Genomic DNA, 18,452 nt, shown 5'->3' on the forward strand with positions numbered 1-18,452 from the left:
CCGCGGGTGCGGCGAGCGCCGCCCGGCGGACTCGCCGCACCCGCGTTTTCGGTCTCATCGCGGTCGATGGTTGGCTTGTGACCCATGAGTTCGCCGTCCGACGACACCAGGTTGCCGGTGGACGACGCCAACGCCCCCCTGTACTCGGTCGGGCAGGTCGCCTCGATGCTGCGGCTGCAGCAGGCGTTCCTGCGCCGGCTGGACGAGTTCGGGGTCGTCCGCCCGGTGCGCACCAGCGGAGGCCAGCGCCGCTACTCCCGCGTCGAGATCAGGCGCGTGCAATACGTGGCCGAGCTCGCCGGCCAGGGCATGACGCTGACCGCCATCCGCCGCATCCTGGAGCTGGAGCAGCAGGTCCGCGAGCTGCAGGACGAGCTCGCCGAGGCCCGCCGGCGGATCCGCGAGCTGGAGGGCCGCCGGCGGCGGACCGGCGACGACGGCGGTTAGCCGATGCGCCGGTGGACGTCGGCGGTCCGGCTGGGACCGGGGGTGGAGTCGGCGATCCACGGGCCGGGGATGGACGGATCCAGCACGCCCTCCTCCACCCAGGAGAACTCGCCGGTCAGCACCCGCCGGGCCAACCGGGAGTCCTGGGCGTCGGTGTTGCGCCACAGCGCCTCGAACAGCGCCTCGACGCGGACGCGCGCCTGCTCGCAGAAGGCGTCGGCCAGGGCGTAGGGGGTCAGCCCGCGGTTGCCGGAGCCGGCGTCCATCCGCGCCCGCACGCACACCGCGCTCATCGCGAACAGCTCCGCGCCGATGTCCACCATCCGGCCCAGGAACGCCTGGCGCCGCTCCAGCGCGCCCTGCCAGCGGGCGGCGGCGTAGAACGTGGAGCGGGCCAGTCTCCGGCTGGCCCGCTCCACGAAGGCCAGATGACGGGCCAGCGGCCCGAACCCGGCGTACCTGTCCCGGCCGCTCAGGCCCGGCACCGACACCAGCGTGGGCAGCCAGCGGGCGTAGAACCCGCCCGCCCTGGCCGCGGCGCGCACCTTGTCGGCGGGGGCCGTCTCCGGGTCGATGATGTCCCCGGCCACCGCCAGATGGGCGTCCACCGCCTCCCGGGCGATCAGCAGATGCATGATCTCGGTGGAGCCCTCGAAGATCCGGTTGATCCGCAGGTCCCGCAGCATCTGCTCGGCGGGCACCCCGCGCTCGCCCCGGGCGGCCAGCGACTCGGCCGTCTCATAGCCCCGGCCGCCGCGCAGCTGCACCAGCTCGTCGGCGATCCGCCAGGCCATCTCCGAGCCGTACAGCTTGGCCAGCGCCGCCTCGATCCGGATGTCGTTGCGCTCGTTGTCGGCCAGGGAGGAGGCCAGGTCCACCATCGCCTCCAGCGCATAGGCGGTGACGGTGATGAACGACAGCTTGGTGGAGATGGCCTCGTGCTCGCCGATCGGGCGGCCCCACTGCACCCGCTCGGCGCACCACTCCCGGGCGATCTTGGCGGCCCACTTGCCGGCCGCGGCGCACATCGCGGGCAGCGACAGCCGGCCGGTGTTCAGCGTGCTCAGCGCGATCTTCAGCCCGGAGCCCTCACGGCCGATCAGGTTGGCCGCCGGCACCCGCACGTCGTGGAAGCGGGTGACGCCGTTCTCGATGCCGCGCAGGCCCATGAACGCGTTGCGGTGCTCCACCGTGATGCCGGGGGAGTCGGCCTCGACCACGAACGCCGAGATCCCGCCGCGATGCCCGGGCGACTCCGGCACCCGCGCCATCACCACCAGCAGGTCGGCGACGACCCCGTTGGTGGTCCACAGCTTGACGCCGTTGAGCACGTACTCACCGCCGTCCTCGGTCGGCACCGCGGTGGCGTGCAGCCGGGCCGGGTCCGAGCCCACGTCGGGCTCGGTGAGCAGGAACGCGCTGATCTCGTTGACGCAGCGGGGTAACCAGCGCGCTTTTTGCTCCTCGGTGCCGAACATTTTGATCGGTTGTGGAACGCCGATGGACTGGTGCGCCGACAACAATGCGCCGATCGCCGGACTGATCGATCCGGCCAGCATCAGCGCCCGGCCGTAATAGAGCTGGTTCAGGCCCAGCCCGCCGTATTTTTCATCGATCTTCATGCCCAGCGCGCCGATTTCCCGCAGGCCCGCCACCACATCGTCGGGGATGCGCGCCTCGCGTTCGATTCGCTGCGGGTCGACGTTCTCGGCGAGGAATTCCCGCAGCCTGCGCAGGAACGCCTCGCCCCGTTCGACGTCTTCCGGCGCAGGTCGCGGGTGGGGATGGATCAGGTCCATCCGCAGCCGTCCCATGAACAGCTGTTTGCCGAAGCTGGGCAGACGCCACTCGCTCTCTCGGGCGGCCTCGGCGACCCGGCGGGCGGTGCGTTCGTCGACGGCGGCTCCGCCGCCCGAGGCGGACGCAGTGCTCATAGCGGCTCCTTCACCGATGTGCGGACGAGATCGGGAATGTGTGTGGAACTTCACGCGGGATTCGTCGTACCCGTTCCGCGGCGAGACACGACCTGGCGGACAAGCCGGACGATCGTTGCGCTCCACGGAAAACGGACCGTTCCATCGCGCCGATTCCCCGGCGAATTTCCCGGAACGGCTGTACCGGGGGAGGAGGAAGTGATCCAATGGGCGGGAGCACCGGCACACGCCTTGGCCGAGCGAGGTCGGAAGGGGTCGCCGTCCGTGATGGACAGGACACGGAAGCCGACTCTCATCGCCTCGGTGCAGCGGGCGCTGCACCTGATGGAGGCGGTGGCGTCGCATCCCAACGGCGCGCCCGCCAAGCAGCTCGCCAGGGAGGCGCGGCTGCCGCTCGCCACCACCTACCACCTGTTGCGCACCCTGGCCCACGAGGGGTACGCCAACCGCCTGCCCAACGGCGTGTGGGTGCTCGGCGACCGGCTGCAGGCATTGCAGGGCCGCAGCAGGCCTCAGACGATGCTGGCGCGGATCCGTCCCGCCCTGATCGCCCTGCGCGACGAGCTGAAGGCCGCCGTCTACTTCGGGATGCACGAGGACGGCGAGATCCGCATCGTCGACATCGCCGACGGACCGCGCGCCCCGCGCGTCGACCTGTGGGTCGGGTTCGACCAGGCCGCCCACGCCACCGCCATCGGCAAGTGCGTGCTGCGCCAGCTCGACGAGGATCTGCGCCGCGACTACCTGGCCCGGCACCCCCTGGTCGACCTGACCCCGCACACCATCACCGACCCCCGCGAGCTGCTGCGCGTCCTGCGGGCCCCCGCCGAGCTCGCCATCGACCGCGAGGAGTACGCCCTGGGCACCGGCTGCGCCGCCGTCCCGGTGACCGACGCCTCCGGCACCGTCGTCGGCGCCCTGGCCGTCTCCTGCCGCCCCAGCCGCCTGCCCGACATCGAGGCCTCCGCGCACCGCCTCCAGGCCGCCGCCGCCCGCATCCAGCGGACCCTGTCGCTGACCCTCTGAGGGCTCGCCGCACCGCCCGGCGGACCGCGCAGACCACGCACGGTGACGATGTGACGCGGTCGGCGCGAGGGACGCGACGGTCGAGCGGGACCGGTGCCGTTAGACTGGGTCGGTCTTCGCACTCCAGACCGGCCCGCCGCTCATCCTTCGGCGGTCGTCGCGCCGGTCCGGCGAGAACAGCACAGCGAACGCAAGCAGCACGTCGGTGCCAGCCGGGTGGTGCACTCAGCGAGCGGAAACCAATGCAGTCATCGAAGCAGCACAAGTCCATTGCCGGCACCCTCCTGAAGCTGCTGGGCACCAAGCAGGGCTCGGCCGCTCCCCCGCCCGGGGACGGCGAGATCGTCCAGCCCGCGGCCGGCGAGGGCGCCCTGGAGAATCATCTGGGCGGTGACGAGGCCCGCAACTACCGCAGGTACGAATACGAGATGGTGGCCCCGCACGTGGGCCGGTCCATGCTGGAGGTGGGCTCGGGGCTGGGGCACTTCTCCGAGCAGTTCGCCGGTCGGCTGGACTACCTGGTGGTCAGCGACAACGACCCCTACTGCGTGGAGCAGCTCCGCAAGCGCTATGAGGGCAACTCCGACGTCGAGGTGATCGAGCTGGCGCTGCCCACCGAGATCCGGATCCGCCAGAAGGTGGACACCGTCGTCATGATGAACGTGCTGGAGCACATCAAGGACGACGTGCAGGCCCTGAAGGATCTCGCCGCGGTCACCCTGCCCGGCGGCCGCATCATCATCTGGGTGCCCGGCTACATGCAGCTGTACGGCGACTTCGACCGCAAGGTCGGCCACGTCACCCGCTACACCCCTGAGACGCTGACCAGGTCGGTCCGCGCGGCCGGGCTGATCCCCGAGGTCTGCAAGCCGATCAACTTCCTCGGCGGCATCGCCTGGTGGTTCGCGGTCCGCCGCGGCGGCGCCGGGTATCCCGACCCCCGTCTGGTCAAGATCTACGACCGCACCGTCGTCCCCACCACCCGCGTGATCGAGAGGATCATCCGCCCGCCCTTCGGGCAGACCGTCTTCTGCGTCGCCCGCGTCCCCCACTGACGCGTCGCGCTCCCGAGCGCTCCACCACCCCACACGTCGCGTTCTCGGTCAAAGCGTCCATGCCGGAGGGCGCCCCGTGACCGCCCGGTCACGGGGCGCTCGGCTTTCCGCGCCGAATATCGGGAGGTCTACCGATGTCCTCCGGCCCCCATCCCGGCCAGACTCGTCTTCCTGACGGGTCGTCGGCGCCGGCGGCGGCCCTGAGGAAGCAGGCGGTGGGGGCCTGGGAGGGGAGCCCCCACCGCCTCCCGGCTCTTCTCCGCCGGCGACCGCCCGGCGGCGCCTCAGCGGGCCCGGCGCGTCCCCGTCACGGAGGCGGCCGGTCGGGGCGGCGCCCTCACCCGAGCGCGGCCCTCGCCGAGGTCTTCACACGAGCTTGAGCTCGCGGGCCAGGGCGGCGGCCTGCCCCCGGGTGGGGACGTCGAGCTTGGCCAGGATGTTGGAGACGTGCACGCTGACGGTCTTGGCGGAGATGAACAGGGCCGCGGCGATCTCACGGTTGGTGCGGCCCTGGGCGACCAGCCGGAGGACCTCCAGCTCGCGCGGGGTGAGGCCGGGGGGCCGGCGCTCGGGCGCGGGCTCCAGCCCGGCGCTGCGGGACAGCTCCGCGATGCGCTCCAGCAGCGGGGCGGCCTGCAGGCGCTCGGCCAGGGCGGCGGCGCGTCGCAGGCGGGGGAGGGCGCCGTCCCGGTCGCCGGCGAGCAGAGCGGCCTTGGCGGCATGGGCCAGGCTCTTGGCCTGCGGGTAGGGCTCGTTCACGCGCTCCCAGGCGGCGGCCGCGGCGTCCCAGGCGGCGGCGTCGCGGCGCCCGTGGGCCAGGGCGGCCTTGGCGGTGAAGGTGATGCGGTGGGCCTTCTGCAGCGGGCCGCGCACGGCCAGGTCGGCGGCCCGCTTCTCGATGCGTTCCATCCAGCCCGCCGCCTCCGCGCGGTCGGACAGCTCCGAGCAGGCCCCCGCGCCGTTCACCAGGACCGGCCAGGCGTATCGGGCGTCGTCCGGCAGACCGGGGTTGTCCAGCACGCCCGCCACCGCCTCCAGCGCCTCGGCCGGACGGCCCTGGGCCAGCCGCAGCGCCGACTCCAGCCGCAGCATGGCGAAGAAGTCCTGGGCCTTGCGCCACATGATCTCGCGGGCGGGCGCCAGCTGCCGTTCCGCCTCCTCCAGGTCGCCGCGCGCCAGCGCCACCTCGCCGGCCAGCACGTGCAGCGAGGTGCGGATGGAGGGCGGCGGGTCCTGGTCCATCGCCTGCCGCAGACGGGTCAGCGCCTCGTCCCAGCGTCCCAGCGACACCAGCGGCTCGGCCAGGTTGATCGTCAGGAACGTCCCCTGGGTGCGGTACAGGCCGAGCTCGCGGGCCAGCTCGACCCCCCGGGCGGCCACCTCCACCGCCTCGGCGTGCCGGCCGGCGCCCTCCAGGAAGTGCGAGCGCAGCACCGCGATCCGCAGCAGATGCCGCTGGTCGCTGGACCGGTGGATGAGCCGCTCGATCTCCGCCAGCTGCGCCAGCCCGTCGTCGTAGTCGATGTCCACGCAGAACAGCGTGAGCAGCGCGTTGATCTCGGCCGTGGCGTCGCCGACGCGGCGGGCGATGGCCAGCGACTCCTGCGCGGCCGAACGCGCCTCGTCCACCGCCGACAGGTGCTGGGCGAACGACGCCAGCGAGGCCAGCGCCCGGGCCCGCACCATGCTGGGCGGCTCGGCGGGCAGCCGGGCCGCGGCGGCCCGCAGGTCGTCGAGGTAGTCGGGCCGGGCCAGCTGGTATCCCATCCGGCCGCGCTGCTCCAGCAGCGCGGCGCAGCGGGCGTCGTCGCCGAGCGCCTCCATCTCGCGCAGCGCGGCGGTGGCCAGCTTGATGCCGAGTTCGTGCTCCCCGGCCAGCTCGGCGGCCTGCACCGCCTGTTCCATCACGTCGTGCCGTTCGGCGCCGATGCGCTCGGCGGCGTCGGGGACCTTGTCCCACAGTTCCAGGACGCGGGACAGCATCGCCAGGCACTCGGCGTAGGCCACGGCCTTGCGGGCGTCGCCGGCCGCCCGCCAGGCGCTGACCAGCGCCCAGGTGGGGTCGTGCGCGGAGTACCAGTGGTGCGCCAGCTCCACCCACAACCGGCTGGCGGGCACCAGTCCCGGATCGTTCTCCAGCGCCTCGGCGTAACGGGTGTGCAGCCGGGTGTGCTCGCCCGGCAGCAGGTCGTCGTGCAGCGCCTCGCGGATCAGCGCGTGCCGGAAGGCGTATCCGTCGCCGTCCACCACCAGCACGTTGGCCTCGACGGCGGGCCGCAGCACCCGGGCCAGCGCGGTGTCGTCGATCCCGGACACCGCGGCCAGCAGGGCGTGCTCGATATGGGTGCCGCCGGCGCTGGCCAGCCGCAGCACCTCCTGGGTCTCCTCCGGCAGCCGTTGCACCGCGGCCAGCAGCAGATCGCGCAGCGAGTCCGGCAGCGTGCTGGCCAGGGTGCCGTCGCGGGCCAGCAGCGCCTCCACGAACAGCGGGTTGCCCTCGCTGCGCTCCCACACCTGCTCCACCAGCCCGGCCCGCGGCTCGCCGTCCAGCAGGCCGCGCACCAGCTCGGCGACCTCGCCCCGGGTGAGCCGCTCCAGCTCGGTGCGCCGTACCCGCTCCACCCGGTCCAGCTCGGCCAGCGACCGGCGCAGCGGGTGGGCGCGGTGCAGCTCGTCGCTCCGGAAGGTCACCACGATCAGCAGCGGCGCGGCGCCCGCGTTGCGGACCAGGAACGTCAGCAGGTCCCGGGTGGACTGGTCGGCCCAGTGCGCGTCCTCGATCACCAGCACCGTGGGGGAGCGCTCGGCCAGCCGCTCCAGCAGGGTGAGCACCAGCTCGAACAATCGGGCGCGGTCCTCGCCGCCGGTGGCCTCGCCGTCGGGCTCGCCGAACTCCGGCAGCAGCCGGGCCAGGCCCGCGGCCGCCGCCGAACGCGGCAGCAGGCCGGCCACCCCGTCGATGCCGATCTCCCGCACCAGCCCGCGCAGCACCGCCGTGAACGGCGCGAACGGCAGGCCGTCGGAGCCCAGCTCCAGGCAACCGCCCACCAGCACCCGGGCGCCGCCGGCCGCCGCCCGCTCGGTGAAGTGGCGGAGCAGGCGGGTCTTGCCGACCCCGGCCTCCCCGCCGATCAGGACCGCTCCGGGCGCGTCGCCGAGCGCCCGCTCCAACATCTGCAGCTCGGCCGTTCTGCCGACGAGGATGGGACTGACCGATCGTGCGCTCACATCCTCAGCATGCCATCTGGAAACCGGAGAACTCCGCTTATTTTTCGTTTCGCCGTCAGCGGACACGGCAAAGCGCGGTTTCTCCGGATCGGGGCCCTCGAACCGTCGGTCGCGGCGTTTCCGTGAGGTCACCGTCGGTGACCGCATCCGTTCCCGTGGAGCGCGGAGACGGAGCGTGCGAGGACGCCGCCGGTCAAGCGCTTTGTCGGCTCCGCTCCGGTGTCCGCGCCCGCAGCCGGACCGGCCCACGGCCTCGGGCGCGGAAATGCCCTCCGGCCAGGGCCGGGGCGCATGCCGGCGCCACGGGGCGGCGCGCCGCCCCGGAACGGGTCCGCCGGCCGTCCGGCCCGGTCGTCGCCCCTGCGGACGGAGGGGCGGCGCGGGCCGCCGCGCCGATGCGGAACGGTGTGATGCCGGATTTCTCCTTTTCGGATTCTCTTCATCCTTCGGAACGGGTTCTGCGCGGCGCGCGGCGCCGTTCTCCGCCGGCGCTCCTCCGGTGTCGGCCATTTTGACTTCCGGGTGACGAGGGGAATGCCGCGAGGTGCAAGGGGGGCGCTGAGATTCCCGTCCGGCGCAGGATGGGAAATGCTTTCTCCAGATCGTGGAGCCGGCCTCGCATGATCCCGGCGGCTTCGCCGGGTCGCCGGGAAATCCCGGCACGGCGCACTGCACGGCGCAACGCACTGAAAAAAGCACTGAGAAACGCACTGAAGAACACACTGAGAGACGTGCTGGAGAACGCGGGGGAAGGTCGGCCGCCCGGCACGGCCGGCCGGCGCCGATCCCGCCGCCCCTCACGGTGCTCGCGCCGTTCGGGGCGGTGATCCTCCTCGGGCCGTCCGGCGGGGATCGGGCGAGGGGCGTCCGCCGCCCGACCCCGGTGGTGCCGGCGGTGGTCGCGGCGGTCCTGGAGGGCCTGCTCCGGGCGGTGATGGACGAGGGCGGCATCGTCTTCTCGCCGTTCGGCCGCCTCCGGCGACGGCGCCCGGCCAGGGCGCCCCGGGAGCGGGTCGCCGAGGTCGCGGCGCCCGGCCCTTTCGGGGGCCGTCCCGGTCCGCCGGCCGGCTGGCGGCGCATGGGCGCGGGTGCCGCTTCCCCGGCCGTGGTCGCGCGAGCCAAAGGGCGAGCGGAAGGGAGAGGTGGCCGCGCGGACCGCTCGCCCGTGCCCGGAGGACGGGCGCAAGGAGCCGCCCGACCTCGTCGCGGTGCGCGGTTCCCGGCCGGTCCGGCCCGTGGACCGCAGGCGGCGCGGCAGTGGCGACGATGGCCGATGCCATCGCGCCGAGAGGGCCTTTACAGAAGCCGTACGACCTCCCCCGGAGATCTCCGCATGTTCACTTCTCCCCGCGAACACGGCGGGACGGATATATCCCGAAGGCGCCGGGCGTTCCGGCGACGGCTCCGCCCGCACCCGGACGCACCCCCGGGAACGAGATCGCGCCGACGCTCGATATGCGGACCGGCCGTCACGGGATTCACGACGCCGGGAGCGTTGCGCGGAGAGGCGGCGCGAGGACACCGTCGACCACGCGGCGCGGCCGGTCTCCTCGCCGGGCGCTGCGGACCGCCCGTGGGCGTCGATCCCCCCGGCGGAGCGGTCACGCCACGGAGGTCGCCGGCGGGGCGGCGGGCGGTCGCGGGCGGGGGCGACGCCGCCGCCCCGGCCCGCGGCCCGACGGCGTCCCCGCCCGTCAGGGCACGCGGGCGACCGCGCCGAGCGTCATGGCCTCGGTCGGCGGGTTGACCGTCTCGCCGGGGTCGGGGCGCCAGGCCGACACCTCGACCAGGCCCGGCGGGACGAGCTCCAGGCCCTCCAGCCAGGCGGCGATCTCCTCGGGGTCGCGCATCCGGCCCCACATGCCGCGGGTGACGCCCAGCATGAACTCGGTCATCCGGTCGCGCATCCGCTGGTCGGTGGCCGCGGAATGGCTGATGATCAGCAGGCTGCCGCTCGGGACCCGTTCGACGACCTTGCGCACCACATCGCCGGGCCGGTCCCGGTCGGGCAGGCAGGACAGCACCGTCGCCAGCAGCACGCCGACCGGCTCGGACAGGTTCACGATCCGGGTCACCTGGGGGTCGTCGAACACCGCGTCCAGGTCCCGGACGTCCCCGGTGATCATGGCGGTGCGGTCGCCGTCGGCCAGCAGCGCCTGGCCGTGCGCCACCACCACCGGGTCGTTGTCGACGTAGACCACCCGCGCCGAGGGGTCGAACCGCTGCGCGGTCTCGTGCACGTTCTGCGGGGTCGGCAGACCGGAGCCGAGGTCGAGGAACTGCCGGATCCCGGTCTCCTGCACGGCGAACCGGACCGCCCGGTGGAGGAAGCGCCGGTTGCTGGCCACCACCTCCCGGGCGGTCGGCACGATGTTGAGGACATGCTCGGCTGCGCGCCGGTCCACTGCGTAGTTCTCCCTGCCGCCCAGCAGGTAGTCGTGTATCCGAGCCGGACTGGCGACCTGGTCCGGAGGCGGCGGCACCGATCCTGCCGACGACACGGTGACTCCTAGGAAGGTTGCGTGATCCGGTCCTTGATCGTACTGGTGGAACGCCTCGCTTCCCGAGCCCCTGCGGACACGAATGAAACGTTCCTCATCATCGCGTTCTCCTGCCGACTCGCAGCCCGTTTTGTGAGGGTGCCGACCATGGGCGATCCTTAGCAGGTGTCAACGGAGACTTTGACGGACGCGCCCGGCTCCAACGCCGAGCTGCGCGCCTACCTGCACGGGCTGCCGGGGGTGGACCAGGTGGGGGCCGAGGAGCGGGCCGCCCGGCTGGCCACCCGGTCGATCAAGACGACCGCCAAGGCCGCCGCGATCGACCTGGCGATCTCGATGGTGGACCTGACCACCCTGGAGGGGGCGGACACGCCCGGCAAGGTGCGGGCGCTGTGCGCCAAGGCGATGCGGCCCGATCCCGAGGACCCGTCGGTGCCCAAGGTCGCGGCCGTGTGCGTGTACTCGGACCTGGTGGACGTGGCCGTGCGGGCGCTGGACGGCTCGGGGATCGCGGTGGCCAGCGTGGCGACCGCCTTCCCGGCCGGCCGGGCGCCGCTGGAGGCCAAGCTGGCCGACACCCGCGCCGCGGTGGCGGCGGGCGCCGCCGAGATCGACATGGTGATCGACCGGGGCGCCTTCCTGTCCGGGGACTACCTGAAGGTCTACGAGGAGATCGCCGCCGTCAAGCAGGCCTGCGGCGACGCCCACCTGAAGGTGATCTTGGAGACCGGTGAGCTGGTCACCTACGACAACGTGCGCCGCGCCTCCTGGCTGGCGATGCGGGCCGGCGCGGACTTCATCAAGACCTCCACCGGCAAGGTCTCCCCGGCGGCGACGCTGCCGGTCACGCTGGTGATGCTGGAGGCGGTCCGCGACTTCCGCGCCGCGACCGGACGGCGGGTCGGGGTCAAGCCCGCGGGCGGGATCCGCACCGCCAAGGACGCGATCAGGTACCTGGTGCTGGTGAAGGAGACCGCCGGGGACGACTGGCTCACCCCCCGCCGGTTCCGGATCGGCGCCTCCAGCCTGCTGAACGACCTGCTGATGCAGCGTCGCAAGCTGGCCACCGGCGTGTACTCGGGCCCCGACTACTTCACCTTGGACTGAACGCCATGAGCGAGCACATCTTCGAGTACGCGCCGGCGCCCGAGTCGGCGTCGATCGTCGACATCCGGCCGGCGTACGGGTTGTTCATCAACGGCGAGTGGGTCGACGGGACCGACGGCCGCAGCTTCAAGAGCGTCAACCCCGCCACCGAGGAGGTCCTGGCCGAGATCACCGAGGCCGGCCCCGCCGACGTGGACCGCGCGGTGACCGCCGCCCGGACCGCGTTCGAGACGGTGTGGGGGCCGATGCCCGGCCGGGAGCGCGCCAAGTACCTGTTCCGCATCGCCCGGCTGATCCAAGAGCGCTCCCGCGAGCTGGCGGTGCTGGAGACCATCGACAACGGCAAGCCCATCCGCGAGTCCCGCGATGTGGACCTGCCGCTGGTGGCGGCGCACTTCTTCTACTACGCCGGCTGGGCCGACAAGCTGCCGTACGCCGGGTTCGGGCCCGACCCGCGCCCGCTGGGGGTGGCCGGGCAGGTCATCCCCTGGAACTTCCCGCTGCTGATGCTGGCCTGGAAGATCGCCCCGGCGCTGGCCTGCGGCAACACCGTGGTGCTCAAGCCCGCCGAGACCACTCCGCTGACCGCGCTGGCGTTCGCCGAGATCTGCCGGCAGGCCGAGCTTCCGCCGGGCGTGGTCAACATCGTCACCGGGGCGGGGGAGACCGGGAAGGCCCTGGTGGAGCACCCGGGCGTCGACAAGGTCGCGTTCACCGGGTCCACCGAGGTCGGCAAGCAGATCGCCCGCGCGGTGGCCGGCACCCGCAAGCGGCTCACCCTGGAGCTGGGCGGCAAGGCGGCGAACGTGATCTTCGACGACGCGCCGCTGGACCAGGCCGTCGAGGGCGTGATCAACGGGATCTTCTTCAACCAGGGCCATGTCTGCTGCGCCGGCTCCCGGCTGCTGGTCCAGGAGACGATCGCCGAGGAGCTGCTGGAGCGGCTCAAGGCCCGGATGACCACCCTGCGGGTCGGCGACCCGCTGGACAAGAACACCGACGTCGGCGCCGTCAACTCCGCCGAGCAGCTGGAGAAGATCCGCACCCTGGCGCAGATCGGCGAGGCCGAGGGCGCGACCCGCTGGTCGGTGCCGTGCCGGCTGCCCGAGCAGGGCTTCTGGTTCCCCCCCACGGTGTTCACCGGCGTGGCCCAATCCCACCGGATCGCCCGGGAGGAGATCTTCGGCCCGGTGCTGTCGGTGCTGACGTTCCGCACCCCCGCCGAGGCCGTCGAGAAGGCCAACAACACCCCCTACGGGCTGTCGGCCGGGATCTGGACGGAGAAGGGCTCACGGATCCTGTGGATGGCCCAGCGGATGCGCGCGGGCGTGGTGTGGGCCAACACGTTCAACAAGTTCGACCCCGCCGCTCCGTTCGGCGGCTACAAGGAGTCGGGTTTCGGCCGCGAGGGCGGTCGTCACGGGCTGGAGGCCTACCTCGATGTCTGAGCCGACGCGGCTTGCGGTGCGCAAGACCTACAAGCTGTTCATCGGGGGCGCGTTCCCCCGCTCGGAGTCCGGCAGGTCGTACGTGGTGCACGACGCCAAGGGCGCTTTCTGGGCCAACGCCTCCCAGGCCTCCCGCAAGGACGCCCGCGACGCGGTGAGCGCGGCCCGCAAGGCGTTCGGCGGCTGGTCCGGACGCACCCCCTACAACCGGGGGCAGATCCTCTACCGCATCGCCGAGATGCTGGAGGGCCGGCGCGGCCAGTTCATCGAGGAGCTGCGCACCGCCGGGGCCGGCAAGGCCGCCGCCACCGCCGAGGTCGACGCGGCGATCGACCGCTGGGTCTGGTACGCGGGCTGGGCCGACAAGCTCGGCGCCGTCGTCGGATCGGCCAACCCGGTCGCCGGGCCGTTCTTCAACTTCTCCACCCCCGAGCCGACGGGGGTGGTCGCCGTCATCGCCCCCGACTCGCCGCTGCTGGGACTGGTGTCGGTGATCGCCCCGGTGATCGTGACCGGCAACACCTGCGTCGTGGTGGCCTCCGAGCCCGCCCCGCTGACCGCGATCACCCTCGCCGAGGTGCTGGCGACCTCTGACCTGCCCGGCGGCGTGGTGAACATCCTCACCGGGCGGCGCGCCGAGCTGGCCCCGTGGCTGGCCGCGCACATGGACGTGAACGCCGTGGACCTGACGGGCGCCCCCGCCGACCTGGTGCCCTCCCTGGAGGAGGCCGCCGCCGGCAATCTCAAGCGGGTGCTGCGGCCCGAGGGGGAGGACTGGACGGCCGACCCCGGTCTCGGCCGGATGACCGCGTTCGTGGAGACCAAGACCGTCTGGCACCCGGTCGGCGTCTGAGCGGCCCCTCGGCCGACCCGGGCGTCGCGGGCCGGGTGGCCGCCTCACCGCGGTCATCCGGCCCGGAAGGGTGTAGCGGGAAGGCGCGGGTGGAATAGACCTCCCGTATCTGATCGACACGGGGGGTTGTCAAGTGCCTACCAAGCGTTCATCCATGCCCAGGGCGGCGGCCGGTCGACTGATGTCGGCGGCGACCGGGACGGTGACCACCGCCCTGTCGATGACCAGGGCGGTGGCCGGTTTCGCCAAGGCCCTGACCGGCCTGATCCTGACCGTCGACCGTCGTCCCGCGGCCCGTCCCGCCGCCCGGACCGCCCGCTCGCAGACGGCCGCCCGCAAGACCACCGCCAAGCGCGCCGCCACCCGCACCGCCGCCCGCACCACCCGCGCCAAGACCGCCGGCACCGCCAAGACGACCAGGACCGCCAAGGCCGCCGCCGGGACTGCCAAGTCCGCCGGGAGGAGCACCGCGCGACGCACCGCGGGCAGCAGGGGTGGGAGCGCCGCGACCGGGTAATGCGACGCGGGTGAGACACCGCGAACCCAGGGAGCGGGCATGGACGAGCAGGACATCCTCGCGCGCATCGGCGAGCTCGTCGAGGAGGAGCATCGGCTGCGCGGGATGCACGAGAGCGGGCGACTGACCCGGCAGGAGGAACGGCAGCGGCTGCGCCGGCTCGAGACGGCGCTGGACCAGTGCTGGGACCTGCTCCGGCAGCGGCGCGCCAAGGCGCAGGCGGGGGAGGATCCCGACCAGGCGCGCGTCCGTCCGACCGACGAGGTCGAGGGCTATCTGCAGTAGGCCCGCCGCGGACCCGGCGGCGGATCAGCCGCCCGCGTCCGGTGGGGCGGGCGGCTGCGAGGGGGAGGACCCGGCGTCCCGATCGCCCCGGTCGCCGGTCAGCCGGAGGCCGAACCGCGAGGTGCGGGTGGCGGCCACCTGGTCGCGGACCCGCTCCACGATCCGCCCGGCCGCCAGGTCGCGGGCCAGCAGGCAGGCCGAGGTGACGGCGCGGGCGTTGGAGGCCCCGTGCGCGATCACCACCGTGCCGTTCAGGCCCAGCAGCACGCCGCCGCCGTAGGTCTCCGAGTCCAGCCGCCTCCTCAGCTCGCGCAGCCGGCGCCGCTGCAGCAGGGCGCCCGCCTTGGCGAGGAGGCTGGAGCGGATCGTCTCCGACAGCTCCGCCATCGTGGTCCGGACGGCGCCCTCCAGCGTCTTCAGCGCCACGTTGCCGGTGAAGCCGTCGGTCACCACCACGTCGACCTTGCCGGCGAGCAGGTCGGTGCCCTCGATGTTCCCGGCGAACTCGATCCCCTGCTGGCCGGAGGCCAGCAGCTCGTGCGCCCGCCGCACCACCTTGTTGCCCTTGCCGGGCTCGGCGCCGATGGTCAGCAGCCCCACCCGCGGGCGCTCCACGCCCAGCGCCACCTGGGCGTAGGCGGTGCCCAGCGCGGCGAACTGGACCAGCGACTCGGCCTTGACGTCGGCGGTGGCGCCGGAGTCCAGCAGCACCGTGGGCCGGGGCCGGGTGGGCAGGGTGACCGCGATGGCGGGGCGGATGACCCCCGGCTGGGCCTTCAGCCGCAGCCTGGAGGTCGCCACCACGCCGGCGGTGGTGCCGGCCGACACCAGCGCCGAGGCGCGGCCGGTCTTGATCAGATGGCAGGCGACGGCCACCGTGGAGCGCGGCTTGCGCCAGCTCGCCAGCGCTCCTTCGTCCATCGCCAGTGCCTCCTCGGCATGCACGACGGGGATCTCCCCGGTCATGCCGTGCGCGTCCAGCTCGGCCCTGATCAGCGGAGCCGGGCCGACCAGCAGCAGCCGGACGCCGTGCTCGCGGAACGCGGCCACCGCACCGGCGACGATCTCCTCGGGCGCGTGATCGCCGCCCATGGTGTCGATCACCACGGGCCGCGGCTGCACGCCCGTGTCATGGCCGGTCATCACGGGCTCCAGGATCGTTCACCGCAGAGGCGCGGTCGGGGGGTGGAAGTGATTCGCCGAAGTCGGCTCAACGCATCGTAGGTCACCGCGCGCGGTGGCCGTCGCCCCGCGTGCGCCGGTCAGTCCTCCGACCGGCAGTCGGCGGCCAGGCAGGGTGCGTTCTGCACCACCGGGCGGCCGTCGACCAGGATCGTGAAGTACTCGGTCACGGTGTCCTTCTCGGCGGCCCCGTACACCTCCACCGGCAGGCCTGCGGCCGTCTGGCCGGTGCACTGCACCCGCATCTTGCGGGCGGTCCAGCCCGCCATGTCCGTGCAGGTCAGCGGGCTTTTCAGGGGATGGCCCCGGGCCTTGAGCTCGGCGGCGGCCAGCTCCGGCAGGGCGCGGCGCAGCTGAGCCTGGGTGGGGTGGCGCAGTTCCTTCTCGTCGGTCATCGCCGAGTACGCCAGCACGCCGACGCCCACGGTGGCGATGATGGCGGCGGCGATCGCTCCTATGAGCAGTCTCACACTGCGTAAGGTCGCCCACCGGGCGGCGGCTCACCCGCTCCGGCGGCCAGGCTTGCCGGAGAATTGGCCGTTCCATTCCGCGGGGATCACGGCGCCCGCCCCGCCCTCGGCCGCCCCGCCGGCGAGGATCCGGGGCGCTCCGGCGGTGACCGGGGTCGTCGTGCCCGCCGGTACGGTGCGCGTCGCCCCCTAACGCCCCGTCTCTCCCGTGGAGGGCGGTGCGCGGCGGAAAGCGTCTGGATTGTCCGAGAACCGCCCGCCACCATCCGGGCTTTGGATCGTTGTACAGGTGGCCCTTCACTGCGCCGGTCATGCTCAAGTGACCGTTATGCCCGAATTGGGGCTTATCGTGGACGTAGAGGGGAGACAACCGGCTACTGGCACACAGGCGCAGGGTCCCATGGGTCCACCTACATGATCACAAGGAGTACTGCCACGTGACCTTGGTCAACGACGCGGCGCCGACCGCGGTGCGATCCACCGGCCGCAAGTTCCGCGCCTTCACCGTCAAGCACCTGGACGAACTGACCGTTCGAGCCGGGCTGTCACCGGAGCAGCGCCTCGCCGTCCGGGCGGTCGCCACCGTGCTGCCGTTCCGGACCAACAGCTATGTGATCGAGGAGCTGATCGACTGGTCCGCCGCGCCGGACGATCCGATATATCGGCTGGTCTTCCCGCAGGAGGACATGCTTCCTGCCGAGGACGTGGCCCGCATCGCCGATCTGCTGCGTCGGGAGGCGCCTCGGCAGGAGGTCGAGGCCGAGGCGAACCGGATCCGGGCCAGGCTCAACCCGCATCCGGCCGGACAGCTCAAGCTCAACGTGCCCACTTTCGGGGACGGCGTGATCCCGGGGATGCAGCACAAATACGACGAGACGGTGCTGTACTTCCCCAAGCAGGGCCAGACCTGCCACGCCTACTGCACCTACTGCTTCCGCTGGGCCCAGTTCGTCGGTGACCTCGACCTCAAGCTGGCCGGTGACGACGCCCACCAGCTGCGGGACTACATCGCGGCCCATCCCGAGGTGACCAGCGTGCTGTTCACCGGCGGCGACGCCATGATCATGGGCGAGCCGGTGCTGCGCCGGTACGTGGAGCCGCTGCTGGAGCTGGAGCAGATCGAATCGATCCGGATCGGCACCAAATCGCTGGCCTACTGGCCCCAGAAGTTCGTCACCGACCCCGACGCCGACGACATGCTGCGGCTGTTCGAGCAGGTCGTGGAGTCCGGCAAGAACCTGGCGTTCATGGCGCACTTCAGCCACCCGCGCGAGCTGGAGCCGGCGATCGTCCACCAGGCGGTCCGCCGGATCCGCGACACCGGCGCGGTCATCCGCACCCAGGCGCCGCTGATCCGCTCGATCAACGACGACCCCAAGGTCTGGGAGCACATGTGGCGCACCCAGGTCCGGATGGGCATGGTGCCGTACTACATGTTCGTCGAGCGCGACACCGGCCCGCAGGACTACTTCGCGGTGCCGCTGGGCCGGGCGTGGGAGATCTTCCGGGACGCCTACAAGCACGTCTCCGGACTGGCCCGCACCGTGCGCGGGCCGTCCATGTCGGCGACCCCCGGCAAGGTCTGCGTCGACGGGGTGACGGAGGTGGCGGGCGAGAAGGTCTTCGCCTTGCACTTCATCCAGTGCCGTGACCCCGAGCTGGTCGGCAAGCCGTTCTTCGCCCAGTACGACCCGACGGCGGTGTGGCTGGACGACCTCAAGCCGGCCTTCGCCGACCGCTTCCCGCACGACGACCTGGACTACACGCCCAGGAAGTGACGTGACGGGCTGACGCGACGAGGTGACACGACAAGGCGCCGTGCCCGCTTCGAGCGGGCACGGCGCCTTTGTCCCGGGCTCAGGAGGACTGGTAGATCGGGGCGATGTAGGCCCGCGCCAGCGTGTGCGCGGTGATGTTGAACCCGGCCACCGCCGGCATCACCGACGAGTCGATCCCCAGCGACTCCACATCCAGCGCGTGCACGGTGAACACGTACCGGTGCGGCTTGCCGGGCGGCGGGGCGGCCCCGCCGAACGCCTTGATCCCGTAGTCGTTGCGGCACTGGATCCCGATCGTGGAGTCCTCGGCGCCCGCCCCGCGCGGCAGCTCGGTCACGGTCGCCGGGATGTCGAACTTCACCCAGTGCCAGAACCCGCTGCCGGTCGGGGCGTCGGGGTCATAGCAGGTCACCGCGAAGCTCTTGGTCTCGGCGGGGAAGCCCGACCAGCGCAGGTGCGGCGAGAGGTTCCCGCCGCTGAACCCCCAGTCGTTGAACACGTGCCGCTCGTCCAGCGGCTCCCCGTCGGTGATGTCGTCGCTCTCCACGGTGAACGTGGGGACCTGGGGCAGGAACTCATGCGGAAGCGGCGGCTGCTCGGCCATGGCGCTCTCCCTGTCTG

15 protein-coding genes are annotated in these 18,452 nt (G+C 72.6%); 9 read left to right on the top strand and 6 right to left on the bottom strand.

The features are described from left to right. Positions 1-84 precede the first annotated feature (84 nt). Positions 85-447: a MerR family transcriptional regulator gene (locus EIO00_RS17625; protein WP_140180363.1), complete on the top strand. Its 363-nt coding sequence runs from the start codon at positions 85-87 to the stop codon at positions 445-447. On the opposite strand, the gene EIO00_RS17630 is transcribed toward EIO00_RS17625, so the two are convergent. Further along, positions 444-2,381, bottom strand: coding sequence for an acyl-CoA dehydrogenase family protein (locus EIO00_RS17630; RefSeq protein WP_140180365.1), 1,938 nt, complete (start codon positions 2,379-2,381; stop codon positions 444-446). The two genes, EIO00_RS17625 and EIO00_RS17630, sit on opposite strands and share 4 nt — an antisense overlap. A gap of 267 nt (positions 2,382-2,648) precedes the next feature. Between EIO00_RS17630 and EIO00_RS17635 the strand changes: the two genes are divergently transcribed. Both EIO00_RS17635 and EIO00_RS17640 read left to right on the top strand, forming a co-directional pair. Then, a complete protein-coding gene (locus EIO00_RS17635; RefSeq protein WP_140180367.1) occupies positions 2,649-3,407 on the top strand; it encodes an IclR family transcriptional regulator in 759 nt (252 codons plus the stop codon). 242 nt (positions 3,408-3,649) lie between these two features. After that, complete coding sequence (locus tag EIO00_RS17640; protein ID WP_140180369.1) at positions 3,650-4,462, top strand: class I SAM-dependent methyltransferase; 813 nt, start codon at positions 3,650-3,652, stop codon at positions 4,460-4,462. Positions 4,463-4,828: 366 nt separating this feature from the next. Here the strand turns inward: EIO00_RS17640 and EIO00_RS25670 are convergent, their stop codons facing one another. After that, on the bottom strand, positions 4,829-7,690 hold the full coding sequence (locus EIO00_RS25670; RefSeq protein WP_140180371.1) for a helix-turn-helix transcriptional regulator: 2,862 nt from the start codon (positions 7,688-7,690) through the stop codon (positions 4,829-4,831). A 1,694-nt stretch (positions 7,691-9,384) separates the two neighbouring features. Beyond that, a complete protein-coding gene (locus tag EIO00_RS17650) occupies positions 9,385-10,191 on the bottom strand; it encodes an SAM-dependent methyltransferase (RefSeq protein ID WP_140180373.1) in 807 nt (268 codons plus the stop codon). Positions 10,192-10,356: 165 nt separating this feature from the next. On the opposite strand from EIO00_RS17650, the gene deoC reads away from it, so the two are divergent. The 5 genes from deoC to EIO00_RS17675 all read left to right on the top strand — a co-directional run bounded on the left by deoC (position 10,357) and on the right by EIO00_RS17675 (position 14,401). Beyond that, positions 10,357-11,298 (top strand): deoxyribose-phosphate aldolase, encoded by a 942-nt coding sequence (gene deoC / locus EIO00_RS17655; RefSeq protein ID WP_140180376.1) that lies wholly within the window; start codon positions 10,357-10,359, stop codon positions 11,296-11,298. Between the two features lie 5 nt (positions 11,299-11,303). After that, complete coding sequence (locus tag EIO00_RS17660; protein WP_206664169.1) at positions 11,304-12,746, top strand: aldehyde dehydrogenase family protein; 1,443 nt, start codon at positions 11,304-11,306, stop codon at positions 12,744-12,746. After that, the gene (locus EIO00_RS17665; RefSeq protein ID WP_140180378.1) at positions 12,739-13,599 is read left to right on the top strand and encodes an aldehyde dehydrogenase family protein; all 861 of its coding nucleotides are present in this window, start codon (positions 12,739-12,741) and stop codon (positions 13,597-13,599) included. Before EIO00_RS17660 ends, EIO00_RS17665 begins: the two co-directional genes overlap by 8 nt. Positions 13,600-13,753: 154 nt before the next feature. Next, positions 13,754-14,116, top strand: a complete 363-nt coding sequence (locus EIO00_RS24590; protein WP_175596263.1) for a hypothetical protein — start codon at positions 13,754-13,756, stop codon at positions 14,114-14,116. A 39-nt stretch (positions 14,117-14,155) separates the two neighbouring features. Then, entirely contained in the window at positions 14,156-14,401 is a 246-nt protein-coding gene (locus tag EIO00_RS17675; RefSeq protein ID WP_140180380.1) for a DUF2630 family protein, read from the top strand. A gap of 24 nt (positions 14,402-14,425) precedes the next feature. Here the strand turns inward: EIO00_RS17675 and plsX are convergent, their stop codons facing one another. Further along, positions 14,426-15,544, bottom strand: a complete 1,119-nt coding sequence (plsX, locus tag EIO00_RS17680) for a phosphate acyltransferase PlsX (protein WP_241661433.1) — start codon at positions 15,542-15,544, stop codon at positions 14,426-14,428. Between the two features lie 119 nt (positions 15,545-15,663). Next, the gene (locus tag EIO00_RS17685) at positions 15,664-16,053 is read right to left on the bottom strand and encodes a hypothetical protein (protein ID WP_140180381.1); all 390 of its coding nucleotides are present in this window, start codon (positions 16,051-16,053) and stop codon (positions 15,664-15,666) included. Positions 16,054-16,490: 437 nt separating this feature from the next. Between EIO00_RS17685 and EIO00_RS17690 the strand changes: the two genes are divergently transcribed. After that, positions 16,491-17,831 carry a KamA family radical SAM protein gene (locus tag EIO00_RS17690; RefSeq protein WP_140180383.1) on the top strand — a complete coding sequence of 447 codons (1,341 nt, stop codon included), beginning with the start codon at positions 16,491-16,493 and terminating at the stop codon, positions 17,829-17,831. Between the two features lie 79 nt (positions 17,832-17,910). On the opposite strand, the gene EIO00_RS17695 is transcribed toward EIO00_RS17690, so the two are convergent. After that, the gene (locus EIO00_RS17695; protein WP_140180385.1) at positions 17,911-18,435 is read right to left on the bottom strand and encodes a YbhB/YbcL family Raf kinase inhibitor-like protein; all 525 of its coding nucleotides are present in this window, start codon (positions 18,433-18,435) and stop codon (positions 17,911-17,913) included. Positions 18,436-18,452: the final 17 nt, after the last annotated feature.

Source organism: Thermomonospora catenispora, from assembly GCF_006363815.1.
Lineage (GTDB): Bacteria > Actinomycetota > Actinomycetes > Streptosporangiales > Streptosporangiaceae > Thermomonospora > Thermomonospora catenispora.

What these genes read in the sequence shown, in the direction of transcription:
- EIO00_RS24590 (WP_175596263.1), top strand. Translation starts at nt 13,754, where the DNA reads ATGCCCAGGGCGGCGGCCGGTCGACTGATGTCGGCGGCGACCGGGACG.
- EIO00_RS17625 (WP_140180363.1), top strand. Translation starts at nt 85, where the DNA reads ATGAGTTCGCCGTCCGACGACACCAGGTTGCCGGTGGACGACGCCAAC.
- EIO00_RS17630 (WP_140180365.1), bottom strand. Translation starts at nt 2,381, where the DNA reads ATGAGCACTGCGTCCGCCTCGGGCGGCGGAGCCGCCGTCGACGAACGC.
- EIO00_RS17640 (WP_140180369.1), top strand. Translation starts at nt 3,650, where the DNA reads ATGCAGTCATCGAAGCAGCACAAGTCCATTGCCGGCACCCTCCTGAAG.
- plsX (WP_241661433.1), bottom strand. Translation starts at nt 15,544, where the DNA reads ATGACCGGCCATGACACGGGCGTGCAGCCGCGGCCCGTGGTGATCGAC.
- EIO00_RS17695 (WP_140180385.1), bottom strand. Translation starts at nt 18,435, where the DNA reads ATGGCCGAGCAGCCGCCGCTTCCGCATGAGTTCCTGCCCCAGGTCCCC.
- EIO00_RS17675 (WP_140180380.1), top strand. Translation starts at nt 14,156, where the DNA reads ATGGACGAGCAGGACATCCTCGCGCGCATCGGCGAGCTCGTCGAGGAG.
- EIO00_RS17665 (WP_140180378.1), top strand. Translation starts at nt 12,739, where the DNA reads ATGTCTGAGCCGACGCGGCTTGCGGTGCGCAAGACCTACAAGCTGTTC.
- EIO00_RS17660 (WP_206664169.1), top strand. Translation starts at nt 11,304, where the DNA reads ATGAGCGAGCACATCTTCGAGTACGCGCCGGCGCCCGAGTCGGCGTCG.
- EIO00_RS17635 (WP_140180367.1), top strand. Translation starts at nt 2,649, where the DNA reads ATGGACAGGACACGGAAGCCGACTCTCATCGCCTCGGTGCAGCGGGCG.